The sequence below is a fragment of the Streptomyces erythrochromogenes genome (assembly GCF_040684695.1).
In the GTDB taxonomy this organism is placed as follows: domain Bacteria; phylum Actinomycetota; class Actinomycetes; order Streptomycetales; family Streptomycetaceae; genus Streptomyces; species Streptomyces erythrochromogenes_C.
Genome location: NZ_JBFBGM010000017.1, coordinates 1 through 21,883, shown reverse-complemented (window position 1 = coordinate 21,883; position 21,883 = coordinate 1). Strand labels below are relative to the sequence as shown.

Here is a 21,883-nt window from a genome sequence, read left to right as displayed (position 1 = left end):
CACGACGACGGGCACGCGGAGCCGGAGCGGCAGCCGCCTCCTCGACCACCGGAGCGGCAGCCTCGGCCACCGGGGCCTCGGGGGCCTCGGGGGCGGCCTCGACGACGGCCTCCACGGCCTGGGTCTTCGGAGCGGCCACGGCGCGGGTCGCGCGGCGGCGGGGACGGGCGGGTGCGGCAGCCGGAGCGGCCTCCTCGACGGGGGCGGGCTCCGCCACCGCGGTCACCTCGGCGGCGGGGGTGCCGCCGGGCGGACCGGCCGGCCGGGAAGCGGCGCGGCGACGCCTGCGCGGGGGCAGGTTGTCGCTGGGGCTGCCGCTGTCGGCGCCGGCGGGGGTGGTGTCGTTTTCGTTGTTGAGCATTGCGGGCGGTTCTCCCGTCACGCTCCCGGGCGCCGCGGCTGACTTCCGGTCCGGCACGGCTCCGCGCGATGACGCGGAGCCGGCCTCCGGGGCGCGTTCGCCACACGGGAGCTGTAGTCCATGGCCGCCGGTTCCGTACGTGTGTGTTCGTACGGCCTGGCGGAAGTCTTCAGGTCTGTGCGCGGCCCGACCCAGGTGGCTCCCGAGTGCCAGGGCTGCGCGACGACGACGGTCCCTACGCGGCGGGACCTTCCGGCGCCTTCGCGTCGGCGGTCACGGCGACCGTGGGTGGGGCGGCCGTGTCTGCCTCGCGGTCGGGCGCGAGCGGGTCGGTCACCGTGCCGGACTCCTCGTCGAAGAGCCCCTGCGCCAGCCTGGTCACCGCAGAGGGGACCGGCGGCGCCAGGTCGGCCACAGCTCGGAGACCGGACAGGACGTCGTCGGGTCGCACGGCAGGTGTCAGATGCCGAACAACCAGCCGCAGTATCGCACAAGCATTGTCCAGCGGCCTATCAGCCGGCGCCGGAAGCGCTTCGAGGCTGACGACCGCGCCGCGGGTGTCGAAGGTCCGCACGCCGTTCTTGGTCTTGCGCTGCACCTCGACGGTCTCGGCGGCGAGGAAGACCGCCACGGCCCGCTCGGCCTCGGCGAGCTCCACGCCGTCCAGGCGCATCTCCCACACGGAGGCGGTCAGCCGGTCGGCCAGGCCCGAGGTGCGGGCCTCGACGGCGTCGATGATGTCGAGTCCGGCCGGCATCGACTCGTCGAGCAGCTCGCGGAGCTTCTCGGGGTCGCGCGGCGCGGCGAGGCCGATCTCCAGGTATTCGGCCTCGCTGCCGGTCCCGGTCGGGGCGGCGTTCGCGTAGCTCACGCGCGGGTGCGGGGTGAAGCCCGCCGAGTACGCCATCGGCACCTCGGCGCGGCGCAGGGCCCGCTCGAAGGCACGCTGGAAGTCTCGGTGGCTGGTGAACCGGAGGCGGCCGCGCTTGGTGTAGCGCAGTCGGATGCGCTGCACCACCGGTGCGGGAGGCGGGCCTTCGGGCTGTCGCTTGCCCAGTGGTTCTTCTCCTTGTGCGGGGCTCCGCGGCTCGCGCATCGCCCTGAGGTCTGTCGACCCGCTCCGGCTCACCCCTGCCGTCGGGGCAGGGAGATCTCGTCTGCGGGTGCCGCGTCGGCGGCTGTCGTACTACCCAGAGTACGCGCCCGTGACCTCGCCGGTTCCACGGGAGGAGTACCGAAGAGCGCGCGGCGGACGGTGGCCCGTGCCTCGCGGACGGCGGCGCGGCCGGTCCGCCAGACCTCGCGCGCGGCGTGCCCGGCGGGCGTGAGGACGTGCCGGTACGCCCACGAGGCGGGCCGTCCGACCAGCACCCACCCGACCCACTTGAACCCGCGCCACAGGGCGCCGGCGATCCGCCCGGCCACGTGCCAGGCCCAGACGAGGAGCTGCCCGAGCGGCGTGAGCACGTACCGGTACAGGGCGACCACGAGCCATACGAGACCCAGCCCGACCGGCCGCAGCAGGTACCGGTACAGGGCGACCACGAGCCATACGAGACCCAGCCCGACGGGCCGCAGCAGGTACCGGAACACCGCGACGGCCAGCCATACGAGGCCGTGCCCGACGGGGGTGAGCACGTACCGGTACGCCACCGCGGCCAGCCACGCGATGCCGCGGCCGACGGGGGTGAGCACGTGGCGCCACAGCGCGACCCACGGCCAGACGAACAGCGCCATGCCGAGGGCCCACCCGATCCAGGTGACCCCCTTGGCCAGGGGCGCGAGCAGGTAGCGCATCCCGCCCCGGCCGAGCCAGGCCAGCGCCTCCCCGAGCGGACGCAGTACCCGGTCGGTCAGGAACCGTCCGGACGGTGCCAGCACCCGTCCGTACAGGCCCCGGCACACCCACGCCAGCCCCTGACCGGCCGGGACGAGCACGTACCGCCACAGTCCGACCCACGGCCAGACGAAGACCAGCTTGAGCAGGGTGGTCAGCAGCCACCCGAGCGCGCGCAGCAGCGGCTCGACGACATGGACGTACAGCGGCCCGAGGACGTGCCGGTGCACGGCCCGGGCCCCGGCGACCAGCAGCTCCCAGACCACCCGTACGGGCAGTACGACGAGAACCGCGACGATCTTCACGGGGATCCCGATGACGCCCACCAGGCACCCGTCGCCGCCTGCGGGAGGCCGCTTGTCCATGTCCATGCCGTCAAGGACACGACGGAGGCCCCCACCCGTTGCGGGCGGGGGCCTCTCGTGACCCAAGGGTTACGTGACCGGCGGGACGGCTACTTCACGACCGACAGCGGCAGCAGCTTCTTGCCGGTCGGGCCGATCTGGATCTCGGTCTGCATCTGCGGGCAGACGCCGCAGTCGAAGCACGGGGTCCAGCGGCAGTCGTCGACCTCGGTCTCGTCGAGGGCGTCCTGCCAGTCCTCCCAGAGCCAGTCCTTGTCGAGACCGGAGTCCAGGTGGTCCCAGGGCAGGACCTCCTCGTAGGTGCGCTCGCGGGTGGTGTACCAGGCCACGTCCACGCCGTAGGCGGGCAGCGCCTTCTCCGCGGCCCGCATCCAGCGGTCGTAGGAGAAGTGCTCGCGCCAGCCGTCGAAGCGGCCGCCGTCCTCGTAGACCGCTCGGATGACGTCGCCGATGCGGCGGTCACCGCGCGAGAGGAGGCCCTCGACGATGCCCGGCTTGCCGTCGTGGTAGCGGAAGCCGATGGAGCGGCCGTACTTCTTGTCGCCGCGGATCTTGTCGCGGAGCTTGCCCAGACGGGCGTCCGTCTCCTCGGCCGACAGCTGCGGCGCCCACTGGAAGGGGGTGTGCGGCTTGGGCACGAACCCGCCGATGGACACCGTGCAGCGGATGTCGTTCTGGCCGGAGACCTCGCGGCCCTTGGCGATGACGTTGACCGCCATGTCGCCGATCTGGAGCACGTCCTCGTCGGTCTCGGTGGGCAGGCCGCACATGAAGTACAGCTTCACCTGGCGCCAGCCGTTGCCGTAGGCGGTGGCGACGGTCCGGATCAGGTCCTCTTCCGAGACCATCTTGTTGATGACCTTGCGCATGCGCTCGGAGCCGCCCTCGGGGGCGAAGGTCAGACCGGAGCGGCGGCCGTTGCGGGTCAGCTCGTTGGCCAGGTCCACGTTGAAGGCGTCCACGCGGGTCGACGGGAGGGACAGGCCCACTTTGTCGTCCGAGTAGCGGTCCGCGAGGCCCTTGGCGATGTCGGCGATCTCGGTGTGGTCCGCGGAGGACAGCGAGAGGAGGCCGACCTCCTCGAAGCCGGTCGCCTTGAGACCCTTCTCGACCATCTCGCCGATGCCGGTGATGCTTCGCTCCCGCACGGGGCGCGTGATCATGCCGGCCTGGCAGAAACGGCAGCCGCGGGTGCACCCGCGGAAGATCTCGACGGACATCCGCTCATGGACGGTCTCCGCGAGCGGGACGAGGGGCTGCTTGGGGTACGGCCACTCGTCGAGGTCCATGACGGTGTGCTTGGAGACGCGCCACGGCACGCCGGACCGGTTGGGCACGACGCGGCCGATGCGGCCGTCCGGCAGGTACTCGACGTCGTAGAAGCCGGGGACGTAGACGCTGCCGGTCTTGGCGAGACGGAGGAGGACCTCCTCGCGGCCGCCCGGCCGGCCCTCCGCCTTCCAGGTGCGGATGATCTCGGTCATGTCGAGGACGGCCTGCTCGCCGTCGCCGATGACGGCGCAGTCGATGAACTCCGCGATCGGCTCCGGGTTGAAGGCCGCGTGGCCGCCCGCGAGGACGATCGGGTGGTCCACCGTGCGGTTCCTGGCCTCCAGCGGGATGCCCGCCAGGTCCAGGGCCGTGAGCATGTTGGTGTAGCCCAGCTCCGTGGAGAAGGACAGGCCGAACACGTCGAAGGCGGAGACGGGGCGGTGGCTGTCCACGGTGAACTGCGGCACCTTGTGCTCGCGCATCAGCTCTTCGAGGTCCGGCCACACGCTGTAGGTGCGCTCGGCGAGGACGCCCTCGCGCTCGTTGAGCACCTCGTACAGGATCATGACGCCCTGGTTGGGCAGCCCGACTTCGTATGCGTCCGGGTACATGAGCGCCCAGCGGACGTCGCAGCTCTCCCACGGCTTCACCGTGGAGTTGAGTTCACCGCCGACGTACTGGATGGGCTTCTGCACGTGCGGAAGCAGGGCCTCAAGCTGAGGGAAGACCGACTCGGTCATCACGCGACTTTCGTGAAGCGGGCAGGGGGCAGCTATCTAGCGTACCCCGACGGCTCAGCCGCCCCCACCCGCATGATCACCGCAGGGCCGCCCGCAGGGCGGGGGCCGAGGCCTTCGCCCAGATGTCCGGAAGCTCCCGCTCCCGGCGCTCGGCCAGGGCCTCCTCGCGGCCGTAGAGCACGCCCCAGGTGAAGGCGGACTCCCCCGCGTCGGCCGCCTGGGCCGCGAGGCCGCGCAGGGCGTCGCGGGCCACGACGCTGTCCTGGTGGTCGCCGAGCAGGGTCTGGACCTTCTTCATGGCCTTGGCCAGGTGTTTCGCCGGTTTGCCGAGCTCGGGCACGGTGGACTCCGCCGCGTACCGGACGCGCTTGGCCGCCTTGCGGGCCTCGTGCAGGGCCAGGTCCCGTTCCTTGCCGGCGTCGAGGGCGAGGGCGCCGTCGACGCGGGTGGCGAGGCGCGCGTAGTCACGGAGCACCGCCTTCGGCAGGGCCTTGTCGGGGGACGCGGCGGCGCCGTCGAGCAGCGGGGGCGCGTCCAGCAGGGCGTCGAGGGAGTCGAGCAGGGCGACGTAGCGGTCGCTGTCGAGCGTGGCCAGGGCCCGACGGCGCGATCCCGAGCGCCGGCCGGTGTTCCAGGTCCGCAGCCGGCTGCGGACCGGGCCGGTCAGCAGGGTGCGCGGCAGTTCGGCGAGCTGCGCCTGCAGCCGCTCCATCAGGACCTCCTGGTCGCGGTCGACGCCGAGTTCGGCGGCGAGCCAGCGCAGCTCCTCGCCGATCGGGTCGGTGACCTGGTGGTCCAGGACCTTGCGGTAGGTCTTGAAGGCGCTGCGCAGCCGGCGGGTGGCGACCCGCATCTGGTGGACGGAGTCGGGCAGGTTGCGCCGTACGGCCGGGTCCTGCGCGACCAGGGCGTCGCGCTGCTCGGCCAGATACGCGACGACGTGCGCGCCGGCGGTGCCCTCGGGTCCGCCTCCGGCGGGGCGGGCCGGGGGCTCGGCGTCGGTCTCGGCGAGGGCCCGGGCGAGTTTCGAGGGGGCGTCGCAGACCCGGAGCCCGGCCTTGCGGAAGGTCTTCTCGACCGCGTCGAGGAGGTCGGGATCGACGCCGTCGGCGAGTTCGACCTCGACCTCGGTCCAGCCGGCGGTGGCGTCGCCGCGCTCGGCCAGGACCTCGTCGGTGCTCAGTTCGGCGAGGAGTGCTCCGTCGGCGTCGAGCAGGTGGCTGACGCGGCGCGAGGAGACCAGCCGGACCTGCGGCCGGAGTCCGGCGTCGCGGACGCGGGAGCGGACGAGGGCGGCGAGGGCGGGCGGGACGGTGTCGCTGAGCGCGGCGCCGACCTCGTCGCGCACTCCCGGGGAGACGGGCAGTTTGAGGTGCCAGCCCTCGTCCGCGCCGCCCGTTCTGCGCCGGAGGGTGAGGCCGTCGGCGGCGAGCCGCTGGTCGGGGGTGTCGTAGTAGACGGCGTCGAGGTCGACCGTGCCCTGGTCGGTGACGGCCGCGATCGCGGCCGTCCCCGTCAGGTCCGGCACCCCGCGCCGGGCAGATTTGGCCTTGGAGAACTCGAATTTACGCTCGATCTCGCGCTTTGTGTCCGCCATGTACCGAACTTAGTCCTGAACGGAACACGTCTGCAGGATGAACGCAACATCAGGCTGACAATGGCCGTTGGACCTTGATCGACTGGAGGAGCCCCACCGCTATCCACACGGCGAACATCGACGAGCCTCCGTAGGACACGAACGGCAGCGGCAGACCGGCGACGGGCATGATGCCGAGGGTCATCCCGATGTTCTCGAAGGACTGGAAGGCGAACCAGGCGATGATGCCGGCGCACACGATGGTCCCGTAGAGCTCGGTGGTCTCCCGGGCGATCACGCAGGCGCGCCAGAGGATGACGCCCAGCAGCACGAGGATCAGTCCGGCCCCGACGAAGCCGAGCTCCTCGCCGGCCACGGTGAAGACGAAGTCCGTCTGCTGCTCGGGCACGAACTGGCCGGTGGTCTGCGAGCCCTTGAAGAGCCCGGAACCGGTCAGCCCGCCGGAGCCGATCGCGATGCGCGCCTGGTTGGTGTTGTAGCCGACACCGGCGGGGTCGAGCTCGGGGTTGGCGAAGGCCGCGAAGCGGTTGATCTGGTACTCGTCGAGCACGCCGAGCTGCCATATCAGGACGGCTCCGCCCACGCCGGAGGCGAGCAGGCCGACCACCCAGCGGTTGGAGGCCCCGGAGGCGAGCAGCACGCCGAGCACGATGACGACCATGACCATGACGGAACCGAGGTCGGGCATCAGCATGACGATGCCCATCGGGGCGGCGGCCAGGCAGAGCGCCTTGACGACCGTCCGGTGGTCGGGATGGGCGAGGTCGCCCGCGTCCACCCGGGTGGCGAGCAGCATCGCCATGACCAGGATGATCGTGATCTTCACGAACTCGGACGGCTGGAGGGAGAATCCGCCGCCGATCACGATCCACGCGTGGGCGCCGTTGATGGTGGCGCCGAGCGGGGTCAGCACGGCGAGGATGAGCACGAGCGAGAGCCCGTAGAGGAACGGCACGGCTCCGCGCAGGGTGCGGTGGCCGAGCCAGATCGTGCCGATCATCAGCACCAGGCCGATGCCGGTGTTCAGGGCGTGCCGGGCGAGGAAGTAGTAGGGGTCCCCCTGGTTCAGGGTGGTCCTGTTGCGGGTGGCCGACCACACGAGCAGGGCGCCGAGGAAGGACAGGGCGAGCGCCGAGAGCATGATCGGCCAGTCGAGCCGGCGCAGCACGGAGTCGCGGGCGGTGAGCTTGGCCATCGGGCCGCGCTCGGGCGCGTACCGGGAGACGGAGAACTTGTTGGCGGTTGGCATGTCGGTATGGGGTCCTCAGTCGTGCCGTGTCGGGGGAGGCCCGGCGAGTGCCGGCGGTTCCAGTTCCTCCGGGGACGGCGGTACGTACGGCCGGATCTCGGGGGATTCGATGGAGCCGTCGGGGTTGATCTTGGGCAGTTTCGCCTCGGGGGCCGGCAGCAGCGCCCTCTTCGCGTCGTACTTCCCGTCCATGGTCAGACCGTAGAGGGCGTTGTAGAGGTTGCGGACGGCGGGGCCGGAGGCTCCGGAGCCGGTGCCGCCCTGGGAGATCGTCATGACGATCGTGAAGTCCTTGGTGTAGGTCGCCAGCCACGAGGTGGTCTGCTTGCCGTAGACCTGGGCGGTACCCGTCTTCGCGTGCATCGGGATCTTGTCCTGGGGCCAGCCGCCGAAGCGCCAGGCGGCGGTGCCGCCGGGCTCGACGACCATCCGCAGGCCCTTGTCGAGGTCCGCGATGGTCTGGGCGCCGACGGGCAGCCTGCCGTGGGACTGGGGCTTGATCATCTCGATGCGCTTGCCGTCGGGGCTGATCACGGCCTTGCCGACGGTGGGGTTGTAGAGGGTGCCGCCGTTGCTGATGGCGGAGTAGGCGGTGGCCATCTGGATGGGGGTGACGAGGACGTCGCCCTGTCCGATGGCGAAGTTGATGCTGTCGTACGCCTTGAGCTGGTTGCCTTCGAGGCAGCTCTCGTAGGCGATCTGCTCGACGTAGGTGCCGCCCCGCTTGCCCTGCTTGCACCAGGAGTTCTTGTTGGCCGCCCAGAAGCTCTGCTTCCACTGGCGGTCGGGGATGCGGCCCTTGACCTCGTTGGGCAGGTCGATCCCGGTCTCGGAGCCGAGCCCGAACTCGCGGGCGGTCCGGTAGAACCAGTCGTGGGCGTCCTTCTTGGGGCTGAGGCCTCCGTCGCGCTGCCACTCCTTGTGCCCGAGGGCGTAGAAGACGGTGTTGCAGGAGAACTTGAGGGCCTCGCCGAGGGTGATCGGGCCGTGCCCCTTGGACTCGAAGTTCGCGAAGCTGCGGCCGCCGAGGCTGTAGGAGCTGCTGCAGTTGTACTTGTCGTTGAACTTGTAGCCGGCCCGGACGGCGGCGCTCGCGGAGACCACCTTGAAGATGGAGCCGGCCGGGGCCATGCCCTGGATGGCCCGGTTGAGCAGCGGGTAGTTGGAGCCCTTGCTGGTGAGCTTGGCGTAGTCGGCGCCGGAGATGCCGCCGACCCAGGCGTTGGGGTCGTAGTCGGGCTGGGAGGCCATCGCGACGATGCGGCCGGTCTTGGCCTCCATGACGACGACGGCGCCCGAGTCGGCCTCGTACTTGCGGCCGGTGATGTTGTCGGTCTCGTTGCGGACGACCTTCATCGCCTGCTGGAGCTCGAACTCGGCGACGGCCTGGACCCGGGCGTCGATGCTGGTGACGAGGGTGGACCCGGCGACGCCGGGGTCGGACCTGGTCTGGCCCATGACCCGGCCGAGGTTGTCGACCTCGTACGAGGTGACCTGCGCCTTGCCGCGCAGCTCGCGGTCGTAGGTGCGCTCGATCCCGGAGCGGCCGACCTGGTCGGACCGCAGGTGCGGGGAATCGGTGTCCTTGGCCTTCTGGATCTCGTCGTCGGTGACGGGCGAGAGGTAGCCGAGCACCTGTGAGGTGCGGGCGCCGCCGGGAGCCGGGTAGCGGCGGACGGCGGTGGGCTCCGCGGTGATGCCGGGGAACTCCTCCGGGCGCTCGCGCAGCTGGAGCGCCTGCTGGGTGGTGGCTTCGAGGGTGACCGGGATCGGCTGGTAGGGGGAACCGTTCCAGCAGGGCTTGGGCGTCTGGGAGTCGCAGAGCCGGACCTTGTCCATGACCTCCTTGGGGGTCATGTCCAGGACGTCGGCGAGGCGGGTCATGACGCCCTTGCCCTTGTCCTTCATCTTCATCAGCGCGGTGCGGCTGGCGGAGACGACCAGGCGGGTCTCGTTGTCGGCGAGGGGCACCCCGCGGGCGTCGAGGATGGAGCCGCGCACGGCGGGCTGGACGACCCGCTGGACGTGGTTGCTCTTGGCCTCGTGGTAGTACTCCGCGCCGTTGCGGATCTGGAGGAACCAGAGCCGGCCGCCGAGGGTGAGGAGCATCGAGAAGACGAGGACCTGCATGATGACGAGCCTGATCTGCACCCGGGAGGTGCGGCCGGTCTCCGGGACGTTGGTCACGTCTGCTCCTCCCTCACAGCTTCTTGGCGCTCTTCACACCCTTGGCCGGCTTGACGCCCTTTATGCGGACCGCCTTGTTGGCGCGGGACCGCGCGGTCTTCATGCGCAGGCCACCGCGCTGGCTGCCGATGCGCAGGCCGGTACCGCCGGTCAGCCAGCCGGCGGAGACGTCGGCGGCCTTGCCGGAGGGGCCGCCGTTCGCTTCGACGGCCATCGGGTCGTTCTCCGCCTTGCGCGCGAGCGCCATGATCCACGGCACGGTGAAGGGCGCGAGCAGCAGGTCGTAGAGGGTGGCGGTGAACACCAGCCCGGTCAGGCCCACGTGGCGGGCGGCGGTGTCGCCGACGAGGGCGCCCACGCCCGCGTAGAGCAGGGTGGAGCCGATCGCGGCGGCGACGACGGTCAGCATCGGGCCCCAGGCGGAGCGGAACCGCCCGCCGTCGGGGCGGACCAGACCGGCGACGTAGCCGATGACGCACAGGACGAGCGCGTACCGCCCGGCGGCGTGGTCGGCGGGCGGCGCCAGGTCGGCGAGGAGTCCGGCGCCGAAGCCGATGAGCGCGCCGCTGACGTGCCCGTACACGAGTGCGAGGGACACGACGGTGAGGAGCAGCAGGTCGGGTACGGCGCCGGGCAGTTGGAGCCGGCCCAGGACGGTGACCTGGATGACGAGGGCGACCACGACGAGCGTGGCCGAGAGCAGGATCCGGTTGAAGCGCATGCGGGGTCGGCTCCTAGTCGTCGGCCGGCTGGGCGAGCGGGCTGGCGGCCCCGGACGGGGTGACCGTGACGGTGACCGTCGGGGTGGGCTTGGGGGCCTCGGGCTTGGGCGGCAGGACGGCGTCGCGCGGGTCCTCGCGCGGCGGCATCACCACGACGCCGACGATGTCCAGGCGCGAGAAGCCGACGAACGGACGCACCCAGACGGTGCGGGTCAGGTCGCCGCGCGAGGGGTCGACCTTGACCACCTCGCCGATCGGGACGCCGGGCACGAAGGGCTTGTTGCCGCGCGAGCCGAAGGTGACGAGCCGGTCGCCGGGGCTGACCTTGGCCTTGCCGTTGAGCATCTGGACGGACAGGGCGCGGTCGCCCTGGCCGGTGGCGAAGCCGAGTTCGCCGGTCTTCTCCAGGCGCGTGCCGACGGTGAAGTCGGGGTCGTTGGCGAGGACGACGGTGGAGGTGTCGGGGCCGACGGTGGTGACGCGGCCGACGAGCCCGTCGCCGTTGAGGACGGTCATGTCGCGTTCGATGCCGTCCTTGCTGCCGGCGTCGATGGTGACGGTCCAGGAGAAGCCCTGGGCCGCTCCTATGGCGATGACCTCGGCGCCCTTGATGCCGTACTGTCCGGCGCCGGCCCGCTTGAGCATCTCGTCGAGCTCGTGGATGCGGCTGCGGGTCTGGTCCTCGCTGCCGAGCTTGGCCTTCAGGGCCGCGTTCTCGCGCTCCAGCGTGGCGATGCGGTTGTGGCGCTCCCCGGAGTCCCGTACGGCCCCTATGGCGTTGGCGACCGGATCGACCGCGGTCGCCACACCTTCCTCGACCGGCCCGAAGACCGCCGCGGCGGCCTGCCGGGCACCGTCGACCGGTGACTCCTCGCCTGCCCTGATGTCCACCGTGATCAACGCGAACGCGATGGCGATCAGAAGCACCAGGAGCAGCCGGCTTTCTCGTGTGTCCCTCACGTGCGGCGGCCGTGCCTTCCTCGTCGGAATTCTCTTTTGCCTGTATATCAACGATCCGCCGCACGGGCCCGGTAGCACCCGTACGGCGGATCCTTGTGTTCCGCTTAGTCCCTCCGTCGGCGGGAGGGGGGTCGTCAGCGACGGGGCTGCGCGTCCAGGACCTGCTGGAGGGCCTCGAACTCCTCGACGCACTTGCCGGAGCCGAGCGCGACGGAGTCGAGGGGGTCCTCGGCGATGTGGATCGGCATGCCGGTCTCACGGCGCAGCCGCTCGTCGAGGCCGCGCAGCAGGGCGCCGCCGCCGGTCAGGACGATGCCGCGGTCCATGATGTCGCCGGACAGCTCCGGCGGGCACTTGTCGAGCGTCGTCTTGACCGCGTCGACGATGGCGTTGACCGGCTCCTCGATGGCCTTGCGCACCTCGGCGGCCGAGATGACGACCGTCTTGGGCAGACCCGAGACCAGGTCCCGGCCGCGGATCTCGGTGTGCTCGTCCTTGTCGAGGTCGTAGGCCGAGCCGATGGTGATCTTGATCTGTTCGGCCGTCCGCTCACCGAGGAGGAGCGAGTACTCCTTCTTGATGTGCTGGATGATCGCGTTGTCGAGCTCGTCGCCGGCCACCCGGATGGACTGTGCCGTGACGATTCCGCCGAGGGAGATGACGGCGACCTCGGTGGTGCCGCCGCCGATGTCCACGACCATGTTGCCGGTGGCCTCGTGGACGGGCAGGCCCGAGCCGATGGCGGCGGCCATGGGCTCTTCGATGATGTGCACCTGGCGGGCGCCGGCCTGCGTGGACGCCTCGATGACCGCGCGGCGCTCCACTCCCGTGATGCCGGAGGGAACGCAGACCACGACGCGCGGACGTGCCAGGTAGCGGCGCTTGTGGATCTTGAGGATGAAGTACCGGAGCATACGCTCGGTGATCTCGAAGTCGGCGATCACGCCGTCCTTGAGGGGCCGTACGGCGACGATGTTGCCGGGCGTGCGCCCGATCATCTTCTTCGCCTCGGAGCCGACCGCCAGGATGCCGCCGGTGTTCGTGTTGATGGCGACCACGGACGGCTCGTTCAGGACGATCCCCCGGCCCCTCACGTACACCAGCGTGTTGGCGGTCCCGAGGTCGATCGCCATGTCACGGCCGATGAACGACATGTTGTTCCCCTTGTTCCCCATGAGGAGCGTCTGGCCTTCCAGTTGATAGCGGCTGCTGTCAGGTCGGCGAGGTGGGTGTGTGGGTGGAGGCCCCATCGTAGTGCCGGGGTGCGGACACCGCGCGACGGGACTCCGGCAATCCCGCCGGAATGGATACCCGCCCCCTTAGTGGTGACGACGTCTCCTGCCCAGGCGTTCCCGCTCGGGCCCGGAATTACCTGGGGGCGACCGAAATTACTTCGGTCGCCCCAGGTCATGAGCGCTATTCGGCTGATGTCTCGTCAGGAGGGACTGATCAGAGCGCGGGGAAGAAGAGCTTCAGCTCGCGCTCCGCGGACTCCTCCGAGTCCGAGGCGTGGATCAGGTTCTCCCGGGTGACGGTACCGAAGTCACCCCGGATGGAGCCGGGCGCCGCGGCGATCGGGTCGGTGGGTCCGGCCAGCTGGCGAACGCCCTCGATCACGCGCTCCCCCTCGACGACCAGGGCCACGACCGGGCCGCTGGCCATGAAGCCCATGAGCGGCTCGTAGAACGGCTTGCCCTTGTGCTCGCCGTAGTGCGTCTCCAGGGTCTCCTGGTCGAGCGTGCGCAGCTCCAGTGCGGGGATGGTCCAGCCGGCCTTCCGCTCGATGCGGCCGATGATCTCGCCGACCAGGCCACGACGGACGGCGTCGGGCTTGAGCAGGACGAGGGTGCGCTGGGTCATGTTGCGGCTCCTTGCGGCATACGGGTGCGGTAGGGCGAATCTACAGGGCCGTCCGGGGAGGTCCCGCCGTCCGGGTGGCCCGGGGATCCGTCAGGCGGTGTCGGGCGCTCCGGACGCCGCGGCAGCCGCCGGAGCCTCCTGCGCGGCGGCCCAGCGCTCCTTGATCGAGTCGATCTTCCGGCCGTAGTGCACCGAGCACCACCACAGGCCGGCGAACACCGCACCGAGGAAGAACATCGTCGGGACGAAGAACCCGCTCGCGACGAGGCCGATCTGCAGGGCCCAGCCCAGCTGGACCGCCCCGGGGCGCGACAGCATGCCGCACAGCAGCACCGACAGCAGCATCGAGACGCCGCAGACGGTCCAGACCGTGGCCTGGGTCAGGTCCGGGTCCTTCATGGCGACCAGTCCCGCGAAACCGATCACGAAGAACTCGCCGATCAGCGTGCTCGCACACAGCGTGCGCATCCTCAGCCCCTCTTCAGCAGCAGGCGGGCCTCGCCCACCGTGATCACGGAACCGGTCACCAGGACACCGGCCCCTCCGTACTCGGCCTCTTCCTCCGCCAGCGTGATCGCCGCCTCCAGGGCGTCGTCCAGCCGCGGCTCCACCTGCACCCGGTCCGTACCGAAGACCTCGACGGCTACGGCCGCCAGCTCGTCCGCGCCCATCGACCGGTGGCTGGAGTTCTGCGTGACCACGACCTCCGCGAAGATCGGCTCGAAGGCCTCCAGCACCCCGCGCACGTCCTTGTCCCCGCTCGCGGCCACGACACCGACGAGCCGGCTGAAGCCGAACGCCTCGGTGACCGCTTCCGCGGTGACCGCCGCGCCCGCCGGGTTGTGCGCCGCGTCCAGGATCACCGTCGGGCTGCGCCGCACGACCTCCATGCGACCGGGCGAGGTCACCGAGGCGAAGGCCTTGCGCACGGTGTCCACGTCCAGCACCCGGGCGTGCTGCCCGCCGACCCCGAAGAAGGCCTCGACGGCGGCGAGCGCCACCGCCGCGTTGTGCGCCATGTGGGCGCCGTACAGCGGCAGGAAGATCCCGTCGTACTCGCCGCCCACGCCGCGCAGCGTCAGCTGCTGCCCGCCGACCGCGACCTCGCGCGAGACGACGCCGAACTCCATGCCCTCGCGGGCCACCGTCGCGTCGACCTCGACGGCCTTCTTCAGCAGCACCTGGGCCGCGTCCACCGGCTGCTGCGCCAGGATCACGGTGGCGTCCTGCTTGATGATGCCGCCCTTCTCCACGGCGATCTCGCCGGGCGTGGAGCCGAGCCGGTCGGTGTGGTCCAGGCTGATCGGGGTGACCACGGCGACGGCGCCGTCGATGACGTTGGTCGCGTCCCAGCTGCCGCCCATGCCGACCTCGACCACGGCCACGTCCACCGGGGCGTCCGCGAAGGCCGCGTAGGCCATCCCGGTGAGCACCTCGAAGAAGGACAGTCGGAACTCCTCCGCGGCGTCGACCATCTCCACGTACGGCTTGATGTCGTGGTACGTCTCCACGAACCGCTCGGCCTCGATCGGCGCCCCGTCGAGGCTGATCCGCTCGGTGATCGACTGCACGTGCGGGCTCGTGTAGCGGCCGGTGCGCAGCTCGAAGGCGTTCAGCAGGGCCTCGATCATGCGGGCCGTGCTGGTCTTGCCGTTGGTCCCGGTGACGTGGATGGAGGGGTAGGCGCGCTGCGGCTCGCCCAGCACGTCCATCAGCGCCGCGATCCGCGACACCGAGGGCTCCAGCTTGGTCTCGCCCCAGCGGGTGGAGAGCTCCTGCTCCACCTCCAGCAGCGCCTTGGCGACCTCCGGGTCGACGGGCCGGGCGGGAACCGGGTCCCCCTGGGGCGGCCCGGCGTGGGCGCGCAGGGTACGGCTGCCCGCCTCGATCACCGCCAGGTCGGGGTCGCGGTCGGACTCTTCCGCCACGATCTGGTCGAACTCGTCGAAGGCACCGGCGAGGTCCTCGTCGTCGTGGCGGTCGGGGTTCTCGGGCTGCTGGTCACTCACAGGGCCAGTCTACGGACGGCCACCGGAAGGACTTTCGGCCCGGCCCTTTCGGGACCTCCGGCGGCCGGAGCGACCGGATCGTTATGCAAGCCTTGCGATCAGCAGATAGGGGAACAAATGCCGCAGGCCAGCAGCAACAAGACGGCATCCAGCCGCGACATAGGCATCGACCTGGGAACCGCCAACACCCTCGTCTACGCGCGGGGGCACGGGATCGTCCTCAATGAGCCGTCCGTGGTCGCCGTGAGGGCGGGCACCACCACCGCCCTGGCCGTCGGGGCGGACGCCAAGGAGACCATCGGCCGCACCCCCGGGTCCATCACCGCGATCCGCCCCCTCAAGGACGGGGTGATCTGCGACTACGAGGCCGCCGAGGAGATGATCCGGCACTTCGTGCGCAAGGCGGTCCCCGGCCGGCGGACCCGCACCCGGATGGTGATCTGCGTGCCCTCCGGCGTCACCCCGGTGGAACGGCGGGCCATCGTCAACGCCTCCACCCGGGCCGGCGCCAAGGCGGTCCACCTGATCGAGGAGCCGATGGCGGCGGCGATCGGCGCCGGGCTGCCCGTGGCCGAACCGCGCGGCTCCATGGTCGTGGACATCGGCGGCGGCACCTCCGAGGTCGCCGTCATCTCCCTCGGCGGCATCGTCACCTCCCGCTCGCTGCGCATCGGCGGCGACCGGCTCGACGCGGCGATCATGGACCATGTGCGCAAGGAGCACGCGCTGCTCATCGGGGAGCGCACCGCCGAGCACGCCAAGCTGGCGATCGGCTCGGCCTGGCCGGTGCCGGACCGGCCCGAGCTGGAGACGGCGACCTTCACGGTGCGCGGCCGCGAGAAGGTCGGCGGGATGCCGAAGACGCTGGCGCTGGGTGCGGCCGACGTGCGCGCCGCCCTCGACGAGCCGGTCGAGGCGATCATCGCGGCGGTCCGCGGCACGCTGGAGGAGTGCCCGCCCGAGCTGTCCGGCGACGTGATGGAGCACGGCATCGTCCTGACCGGCGGCGGCGCCCTGCTGCCCGGCCTCGACCTGCGCATGGCCTCCGCCACCGGCATCCCGGTCTTCGTCGCCGACGACCCGCTGGACTGCGTGGTGCTGGGCTCCGGCCGCTGCGTCGAGGACCTGGACACGCTGGGCGGCCTGCTGGCCCCGGCCCGGACGTAGGCCGGCTCTTCGGATCCCGCCGGCTCAGCCTCGCGGCAGGGTGGCGACGACCTCGTACGTGTCGTCCGTGCGGGTCGCCGTCAGGGTGCCGCCCAGGCTGCGGACGCGCTCCGACATGCTCGCCGTGCCGGAACCCGCCGAGACGGGGGCCCGGCCCGGGGTCCGGGCCGGCAGGGCGTTGCTGACGGCGATCCGCAGCCGCGGGCCGTCCGCCGCGATCGACACGTCGATGGTCTCCCCGTGCGCGTGCTTGGCGGCATTGGTCAGGCACTCCTGCACCACCCGGTAGACCGCCGCCTGCCGCAGTGGCGACAGCCCGTGCACGCCCTCGTCCATGGCCAGCCGTACGGGCGAACCGGCCCGGCCGCTCTCCTCCGCCAGCGCCGGCAGCCCGTCCACTCCGGGGGTCGAGGCCCGTTCGCCCCGCTGCACGATGATCTCGTTGAGCACCAGGTGGGCCCGGCGCGCGGTGTCGGCGAGCTCCTCGAAGTCCTTCGCGTGCGGCGTCTCGCGCGCCCGTACCGACAGCACCTCGGAACGCACGGTCAGCAGCGTCAGCTCCCGCCCGACGAAGTCGTGCACGTCGCGGGCGACGGACACGCGTTCCTGCTGGACGGCCCGGAACACCGCGGACTCCGCCCGCCGGACGGTCAGCTCCCGCACCAGGTCGTGCCGGTAGGCGGCGATTCCCACCGCCGAGGCGAGCGCGCCGATGGGCACGACGATGCTGAGGAAGCCGCTGAGCGTCTGCCCCTGCGGCTCGGGCCACCCCGGCACCCAGAACATGACGAGCGCGAAGGCGATGTATCCGAGCGTCGCCAGGATCCCCGCCCGGCGCCCGCGGAAGCGGCCGACCGAGTAGAGGGCGAACTGGATCAGGGTCAGCTCGTGGAGCCATCCGATGAAGAGCAGCGCCGCCAGGTACGAGATCCAGGGCAGCCGGCGGCGCACCAGGAGCGTCGTACAGCCGAGCGTCAGCACGACGGCCGCAGTGGGTCCGCTCAGCGAGTTGTCGGCGGCGGCCAGGCCCGGCAGGTCGAGGGCCATCAGCCCGAGGCAGCCCAGTGCGGTGAGCACGTCGACGGCCCGTGGTGAACCGGCCCAGGTGTCGGCCAGCCGACGGCCGGCGGCCACGCAGCGGTGGAACACCGGGGCGACGGGCTTGACGTGCATGCCCTCCATCATCCGTGGTCGGTGCGGCGGATGAGATCCAGCCGACCGGGAAACGGAGTGATTTAGGGCACTTCGGACAGGCTGGAGGTCCCGGCTTACGGCGGCCCGGCGTACGGCGGCCCGGCGTACGGCGAAGGCCCCCGCACCGTCGTCCGGTGCGGGGGCCTCCTGTCGCTCTACGGGCTGCTAGGCGGCCGGCAGGGCCGCCAGCTGGGCCTGGATCCGGGCGATGTCCGCCTCGGCCTTGGCCAGCCGGCCCTTGATCTTGTCCACGACGTTGTCGGGCGCCTTGGCCAGGAAGGCCTCGTTCCCGAGCTTCGCCTCGGCCTGCTGCTTCTCCTTCTCGGCCGCACCGAGGTCCTTGGTGAGGCGCTTGCGCTCGGCGTCCACGTCGATGGTGCCCGACAGGTCCAGCGCGACCGTGGCGCCGGCGACCGGCAGGGTGGCAGTGGCGCTGAAGGACTCGCCCTCGGGCTGCAGCCGCAGCACCTGGCGGATGGCGGCCTCGTGGGCGGCCAGCACGGTGCCGGTCAGGTCCAGGCGGGCCGGGACCTTCTGCTTGTCGTCGAGGCCCTGCTCCTTGCGGAAGCGGCGGACCTCCTTGGTGAGCGTCTGGATGCTGCCGATCTCGGCCTCGGCGGCGTCGTCACGGAAGCCACTGTCCTTCGGCCAGTCGGCGATGACCAGCGACTCGCGCCCGGTGAGGGTGGTCCACAGGGTCTCGGTGACGAACGGGACCACCGGGTGCAGCAGGCGCAGCATGACGTCGAGGACCTCGCCGAGGACCCGCGCGGAGACCTTGGCCTGCTCGCCGCCCGCGAAGAAGGTCGTCTTGGACAGCTCGACGTACCAGTCGAAGACCTCGTCCCACGCGAAGTGGTAGAGCGCCTCGCTGAGCTTCGAGAACTGGAAGTCCTCGTAGTAGGCGTCGACCTGCGCGATCGTCTTGTTCAGGCGGGAGAGGATCCAGCGGTCGGTGGCCGACAGCTGCTCGGCCGGCGGCAGCTCGCCCTCGATCGTGGCGCCGTTCATCAGCGCGAAGCGCGTGGCGTTCCAGATCTTGTTGGCGAACTTGCTGGACGCCTGGACCCAGTCCTCGCCGATCGGGACGTCGGTGCCGGGGTTGGCGCCCTTGGCCAGGGTGAACCGGACGGCGTCGGAGCCGTACTTGTCCATCCAGTCCAGCGGGTCGACGACGTTGCCCGCGGACTTCGACATCTTCTTGCCGCGCTCGTCGCGGACCAGGCCGGTCAGCGCGATCGTCTTGAACGGCGCCTGGCCGTCCATCGCGTACAGGCCGAACATCATCATCCGGGCGACCCAGAAGAAGATGATGTCGTGGCCGGTGAGCAGGACGTCGGTGGAGTAGAACTTCTCCAGGTCCGGGGTCTTCTCCGGCCAGCCGAGCGTGGAGAACGGCCACAGGCCGGAGGAGAACCAGGTGTCCAGGACGTCGGTGTCCTGGGTCCAGCCCTCACCCGTCGGCGCCTCGTCGTCGGGTCCGACGCAAACGACCTCGCCGGCCGGGCCGTACCAGATCGGGATGCGGTGGCCCCACCAGAGCTGGCGCGAGATGCACCAGTCGTTGAGGTTGTCGACCCAGTCGAAGTAGCGCTTCTCCATCTCCACCGGGTGGATCGCGACCCGGCCGTCGCGGACCGCGTCACCGGCGTTCTTGGCGAGCGTCTCGACCTTGACCCACCACTGGAGGGACAGGCGCGGCTCGACGGTGGTGCTGCAGCGCGAGCAGTGTCCGACGGAGTGCAGGTACGGGCGCTTCTCCGCGACGATGCGGCCCTGCTCGCGCAGCGCGCCGACGACCGCGGAACGGGCCTCGTAGCGGTCCAGGCCGAGGAAGGGGCCGTGGACGGTGATGACACCGCGCTCGTCCATGATCGTCATGTTGGGCAGGTTGTGGCGCTGCCCGATGGCGAAGTCGTTCGGGTCGTGGGCGGGCGTCACCTTGACGCAGCCGGTGCCGAACTCGGGGTCGACGTGCGTGTCCGCGACGACCGGGATCGAGCGGTCGGTCAGCGGGAGCTTGATGAGCTTGCCGACCAGGTGCTTGTAGCGCTCGTCGTCCGGGTGGACGGCGATGGCCGTGTCACCGAGCATCGTCTCGGCGCGGGTGGTGGCGACGACGAGGGTGTCCTCGCCCTCCCCGTACTGGATGGAGACGAGCTCGCCCGCGTCCTCCTGGTACTCCACCTCGATGTCGGAGATGGCCGTCAGACAGCGCGGGCACCAGTTGATGATGCGCTCGGCGCGGTAGATCAGGCCGTCGTCGTAGAGCTTCTTGAAGATGGTCTGGACGGCCTTGGACAGGCCCTCGTCCATGGTGAAGCGCTCACGGGACCAGTCGACGCCGTCGCCGAGACGGCGCATCTGGCCGAGGATCTTGCCGCCGTACTCTTCCTTCCACTGCCAGACGCGCTCGACGAACGCCTCGCGGCCCAGGTCGTGGCGGGACTTGCCCTCTTCGGCGAGCTGCTGCTCGACCTTGTTCTGGGTGGCGATGCCGGCGTGGTCCATGCCGGGCAGCCACAGCGACTCGTAACCCTGCATCCGCTTGCGGCGGGTCAGGGCGTCCATGAGCGTGTGCTGGAAGGCGTGCCCCAGGTGCAGGGAGCCGGTGACGTTCGGCGGCGGGATGACGATGGTGTACGGGGGCTTCTCGCTCGCCGGATCGGCCGTGAAGTAACCACGCTCTACCCAGCGCTCGTAGAGCTTCCCCTCTACATCGGCCGGCGTGTAGGCGGTCGGCAGTTCGGAGTGGGGGCTGCTGGGTGTCTGCGTGTTCTCGGTCACGGGGCTCAGTTTAGGGCCGTAACAGTCCAGTCATGAAACCGGTTACGGAGGGGCCCGCCGCCCTGCCGGGCTTCGGCTTCCGACAGGATGTGAGGAACGTATAAGCAACCTCAGAGGGGGACGCGGGATGAGCTACAACCAGCCGGGGCCGTACGGACAGCCTCAGCAGCCGGGACCGTACGGGCAGCAGCCCCCGCCGCCGCCCGGCCCGTACGGCCAGCCCGCGCAGCCGGGCCCCTACGGCCAGCCCGCGCCCCCGCAGCCGGGCTACGGCTACCCGCAGCAGCCGGGCGTCCCCCCGCAGGGCTACCCCCAGCAGCCGCCGACCCCGCCCTACGGCCACCCGCAGCAGGCCCCGTACGGCGGCCAGCCCCCGAAGAAGTCCAAGGCCGGCGTGACCATCGCCGCGGTCGTGGCGGTGGCGGTCATCGCGGGCGGCGGCTGGTACCTCCTGGGCGGCGGCGCGGGGTCGGTGGGCACCGACACCAAGGGCTACAAGCTCGCCTTCCCTGCCTCGGTCGACAGCTACCAGAAGGCTCCGGACACCGCGGGCGGCCCCCCGGCGGACGCCCCGGTCTCGGGCGAGGGCAAGACCAAGGCCGACGCACTGGGCGTGCAGAACGCGCACAACTCGACCGCCAAGTACCAGATCGGCACGGACGGGAAGGGCAAGCAACTCGCGGCCAACGGCCTGTGGGGCGACATCGCCGACCCGGAGAAGGCGGTCGACGGCTACTACGCCGGCATCGGCCAGAACAACAAGGAGACCGAGAAGCTCGGCTTCAAGTACGAACTGGTCGGAACCCCGAAGGCGTTCACTCCGGACGGGTTCAAGGGCGCCGTGATGAAGTGCGCCAACATCAAGATGATCAGCGTCAAGCCCACCACGGGCAAGACGCCCAAGGAGATGGAAATCCCCTCGTGCGCCTGGGGAGACCACTCGACGCTGGTCGGCATCAACGCCGCCGACCCGGCCGCGCTCGTCCTCGGCGGCAGCAGCGGCACCCTCGACGAGGTGGCTGCCCTGACGGCGAAGCTCTACAACACCTCCCGCACCAAGGTCTGATCCGGCAAGGGCCCAGCATGCGCTGGGCCCTTGGGTCACAACGTCACTGACGCGCCGCCTGGTAGCACGCCTCTCGACTGTCGTCGTACTTCACACCCAGCTGGAGCATCCTTGCGAAGCAACCCTGCTCGCCGATGAAACCCCCCTCACCGAGATCGCAGGCGCCGATGACTCCGTTGCCCACGTTGTAGCCCAGGTTCCGCATGTAGTTCTGACAGTCCCCAGAGGTGGCCTGCGCGGGCGACGCCACGAGCACAGGGAGTACACCCGCCATTGCCGTCGCCGCCGCCATCCCGATGATCCGTCGCGCCTTGCTCATGCACATGCTCCTTTGTGGGTCGATTACTACCGACCGGTAGTCAAGTCGCCCAAGAGCAGGACCTCAACGAATTATCGAACCTATGGCCGACTCCCTGCGTCTTCGTGGCTGATCTCTGCACGCAGAAGGGCCGGTCCCATCCAGTCGACTGGATGGGCGCCGAGGCCGAGCAGCGAGGGCGCGGTGTAGCC

Annotated in this window: 17 protein-coding genes and 1 pseudogene; 2 read left to right on the top strand and 16 right to left on the bottom strand. The window is 70.8% G+C overall.

The features are described from left to right. The 13 genes and pseudogenes from AB0O53_RS23810 to folC all read right to left on the bottom strand — a co-directional run. A pseudogene (locus tag AB0O53_RS23810) lies at window positions 1-361 on the bottom strand (hypothetical protein); the annotation flags it as partial. Between the two features lie 235 nt (window positions 362-596). Beyond that, window positions 597-1,376 (bottom strand): TIGR03936 family radical SAM-associated protein, encoded by a 780-nt coding sequence (locus tag AB0O53_RS23805; RefSeq protein ID WP_350995400.1) that lies wholly within the window; start codon window positions 1,374-1,376, stop codon window positions 597-599. A 110-nt stretch (window positions 1,377-1,486) separates the two neighbouring features. Next, window positions 1,487-2,569: a hypothetical protein gene (locus AB0O53_RS23800; RefSeq protein WP_365198042.1), complete on the bottom strand. Its 1,083-nt coding sequence runs from the start codon at window positions 2,567-2,569 to the stop codon at window positions 1,487-1,489. Between the two features lie 83 nt (window positions 2,570-2,652). Next, entirely contained in the window at window positions 2,653-4,578 is a 1,926-nt protein-coding gene (locus tag AB0O53_RS23795; RefSeq protein ID WP_350995396.1) for a TIGR03960 family B12-binding radical SAM protein, read from the bottom strand. A 73-nt stretch (window positions 4,579-4,651) separates the two neighbouring features. After that, a complete protein-coding gene (locus AB0O53_RS23790) occupies window positions 4,652-6,172 on the bottom strand; it encodes a CYTH and CHAD domain-containing protein (RefSeq protein ID WP_365198039.1) in 1,521 nt (506 codons plus the stop codon). A gap of 49 nt (window positions 6,173-6,221) precedes the next feature. Next, entirely contained in the window at window positions 6,222-7,421 is a 1,200-nt protein-coding gene (rodA, locus tag AB0O53_RS23785) for a rod shape-determining protein RodA (protein ID WP_350995392.1), read from the bottom strand. Window positions 7,422-7,436: 15 nt separating this feature from the next. Further along, a complete protein-coding gene (gene mrdA / locus AB0O53_RS23780) occupies window positions 7,437-9,608 on the bottom strand; it encodes a penicillin-binding protein 2 (protein WP_350995390.1) in 2,172 nt (723 codons plus the stop codon). A 13-nt stretch (window positions 9,609-9,621) separates the two neighbouring features. Continuing rightward, window positions 9,622-10,329, bottom strand: a complete 708-nt coding sequence (mreD, locus tag AB0O53_RS23775; RefSeq protein ID WP_350995388.1) for a rod shape-determining protein MreD — start codon at window positions 10,327-10,329, stop codon at window positions 9,622-9,624. Between the two features lie 13 nt (window positions 10,330-10,342). Further along, window positions 10,343-11,290, bottom strand: a complete 948-nt coding sequence (mreC, locus tag AB0O53_RS23770) for a rod shape-determining protein MreC (protein ID WP_136230803.1) — start codon at window positions 11,288-11,290, stop codon at window positions 10,343-10,345. Window positions 11,291-11,424: 134 nt separating this feature from the next. After that, window positions 11,425-12,444 carry a rod shape-determining protein gene (locus AB0O53_RS23765; RefSeq protein ID WP_008738981.1) on the bottom strand — a complete coding sequence of 340 codons (1,020 nt, stop codon included), beginning with the start codon at window positions 12,442-12,444 and terminating at the stop codon, window positions 11,425-11,427. 295 nt (window positions 12,445-12,739) lie between these two features. Further along, the gene (gene ndk, locus AB0O53_RS23760; RefSeq protein ID WP_030710854.1) at window positions 12,740-13,150 is read right to left on the bottom strand and encodes a nucleoside-diphosphate kinase; all 411 of its coding nucleotides are present in this window, start codon (window positions 13,148-13,150) and stop codon (window positions 12,740-12,742) included. A gap of 90 nt (window positions 13,151-13,240) precedes the next feature. After that, window positions 13,241-13,618 (bottom strand): DUF4233 domain-containing protein, encoded by a 378-nt coding sequence (locus tag AB0O53_RS23755; RefSeq protein WP_350995385.1) that lies wholly within the window; start codon window positions 13,616-13,618, stop codon window positions 13,241-13,243. Between the two features lie 2 nt (window positions 13,619-13,620). After that, window positions 13,621-15,159 carry a bifunctional tetrahydrofolate synthase/dihydrofolate synthase gene (gene folC / locus AB0O53_RS23750; protein WP_403141935.1) on the bottom strand — a complete coding sequence of 513 codons (1,539 nt, stop codon included), beginning with the start codon at window positions 15,157-15,159 and terminating at the stop codon, window positions 13,621-13,623. A gap of 117 nt (window positions 15,160-15,276) precedes the next feature. On the opposite strand from folC, the gene AB0O53_RS23745 reads away from it, so the two are divergent. Beyond that, a complete protein-coding gene (locus AB0O53_RS23745; protein ID WP_350995383.1) occupies window positions 15,277-16,326 on the top strand; it encodes a rod shape-determining protein in 1,050 nt (349 codons plus the stop codon). A 24-nt stretch (window positions 16,327-16,350) separates the two neighbouring features. Here the strand turns inward: AB0O53_RS23745 and AB0O53_RS23740 are convergent, their stop codons facing one another. Both AB0O53_RS23740 and AB0O53_RS23735 read right to left on the bottom strand, forming a co-directional pair. Next, complete coding sequence (locus AB0O53_RS23740; protein ID WP_365198035.1) at window positions 16,351-17,499, bottom strand: sensor histidine kinase; 1,149 nt, start codon at window positions 17,497-17,499, stop codon at window positions 16,351-16,353. A gap of 186 nt (window positions 17,500-17,685) precedes the next feature. Further along, a complete protein-coding gene (locus tag AB0O53_RS23735; protein ID WP_365198032.1) occupies window positions 17,686-20,307 on the bottom strand; it encodes a valine--tRNA ligase in 2,622 nt (873 codons plus the stop codon). A gap of 127 nt (window positions 20,308-20,434) precedes the next feature. Here AB0O53_RS23735 and AB0O53_RS23730 point away from each other — a divergent pair, with 127 nt between their 5' ends. Next, a complete protein-coding gene (locus AB0O53_RS23730) occupies window positions 20,435-21,373 on the top strand; it encodes a hypothetical protein (protein WP_365198030.1) in 939 nt (312 codons plus the stop codon). 43 nt (window positions 21,374-21,416) lie between these two features. Here the strand turns inward: AB0O53_RS23730 and AB0O53_RS23725 are convergent, their stop codons facing one another. After that, entirely contained in the window at window positions 21,417-21,692 is a 276-nt protein-coding gene (locus AB0O53_RS23725; RefSeq protein ID WP_350995375.1) for a hypothetical protein, read from the bottom strand. Between the last annotated feature and the right edge of the window lie 191 nt (window positions 21,693-21,883).

What these genes read in the sequence shown, in the direction of transcription:
- AB0O53_RS23730 (WP_365198030.1), top strand. Translation starts at nt 20,435, where the DNA reads ATGAGCTACAACCAGCCGGGGCCGTACGGACAGCCTCAGCAGCCGGGA.
- rodA (WP_350995392.1), bottom strand. Translation starts at nt 7,421, where the DNA reads ATGCCAACCGCCAACAAGTTCTCCGTCTCCCGGTACGCGCCCGAGCGC.
- AB0O53_RS23765 (WP_008738981.1), bottom strand. Translation starts at nt 12,444, where the DNA reads ATGTCGTTCATCGGCCGTGACATGGCGATCGACCTCGGGACCGCCAAC.
- ndk (WP_030710854.1), bottom strand. Translation starts at nt 13,150, where the DNA reads ATGACCCAGCGCACCCTCGTCCTGCTCAAGCCCGACGCCGTCCGTCGT.
- mreD (WP_350995388.1), bottom strand. Translation starts at nt 10,329, where the DNA reads ATGCGCTTCAACCGGATCCTGCTCTCGGCCACGCTCGTCGTGGTCGCC.
- AB0O53_RS23800 (WP_365198042.1), bottom strand. Translation starts at nt 2,569, where the DNA reads ATGGACATGGACAAGCGGCCTCCCGCAGGCGGCGACGGGTGCCTGGTG.
- AB0O53_RS23725 (WP_350995375.1), bottom strand. Translation starts at nt 21,692, where the DNA reads ATGAGCAAGGCGCGACGGATCATCGGGATGGCGGCGGCGACGGCAATG.
- AB0O53_RS23790 (WP_365198039.1), bottom strand. Translation starts at nt 6,172, where the DNA reads ATGGCGGACACAAAGCGCGAGATCGAGCGTAAATTCGAGTTCTCCAAG.
- AB0O53_RS23755 (WP_350995385.1), bottom strand. Translation starts at nt 13,618, where the DNA reads ATGCGCACGCTGTGTGCGAGCACGCTGATCGGCGAGTTCTTCGTGATC.
- AB0O53_RS23745 (WP_350995383.1), top strand. Translation starts at nt 15,277, where the DNA reads ATGCCGCAGGCCAGCAGCAACAAGACGGCATCCAGCCGCGACATAGGC.
- AB0O53_RS23740 (WP_365198035.1), bottom strand. Translation starts at nt 17,499, where the DNA reads ATGCACGTCAAGCCCGTCGCCCCGGTGTTCCACCGCTGCGTGGCCGCC.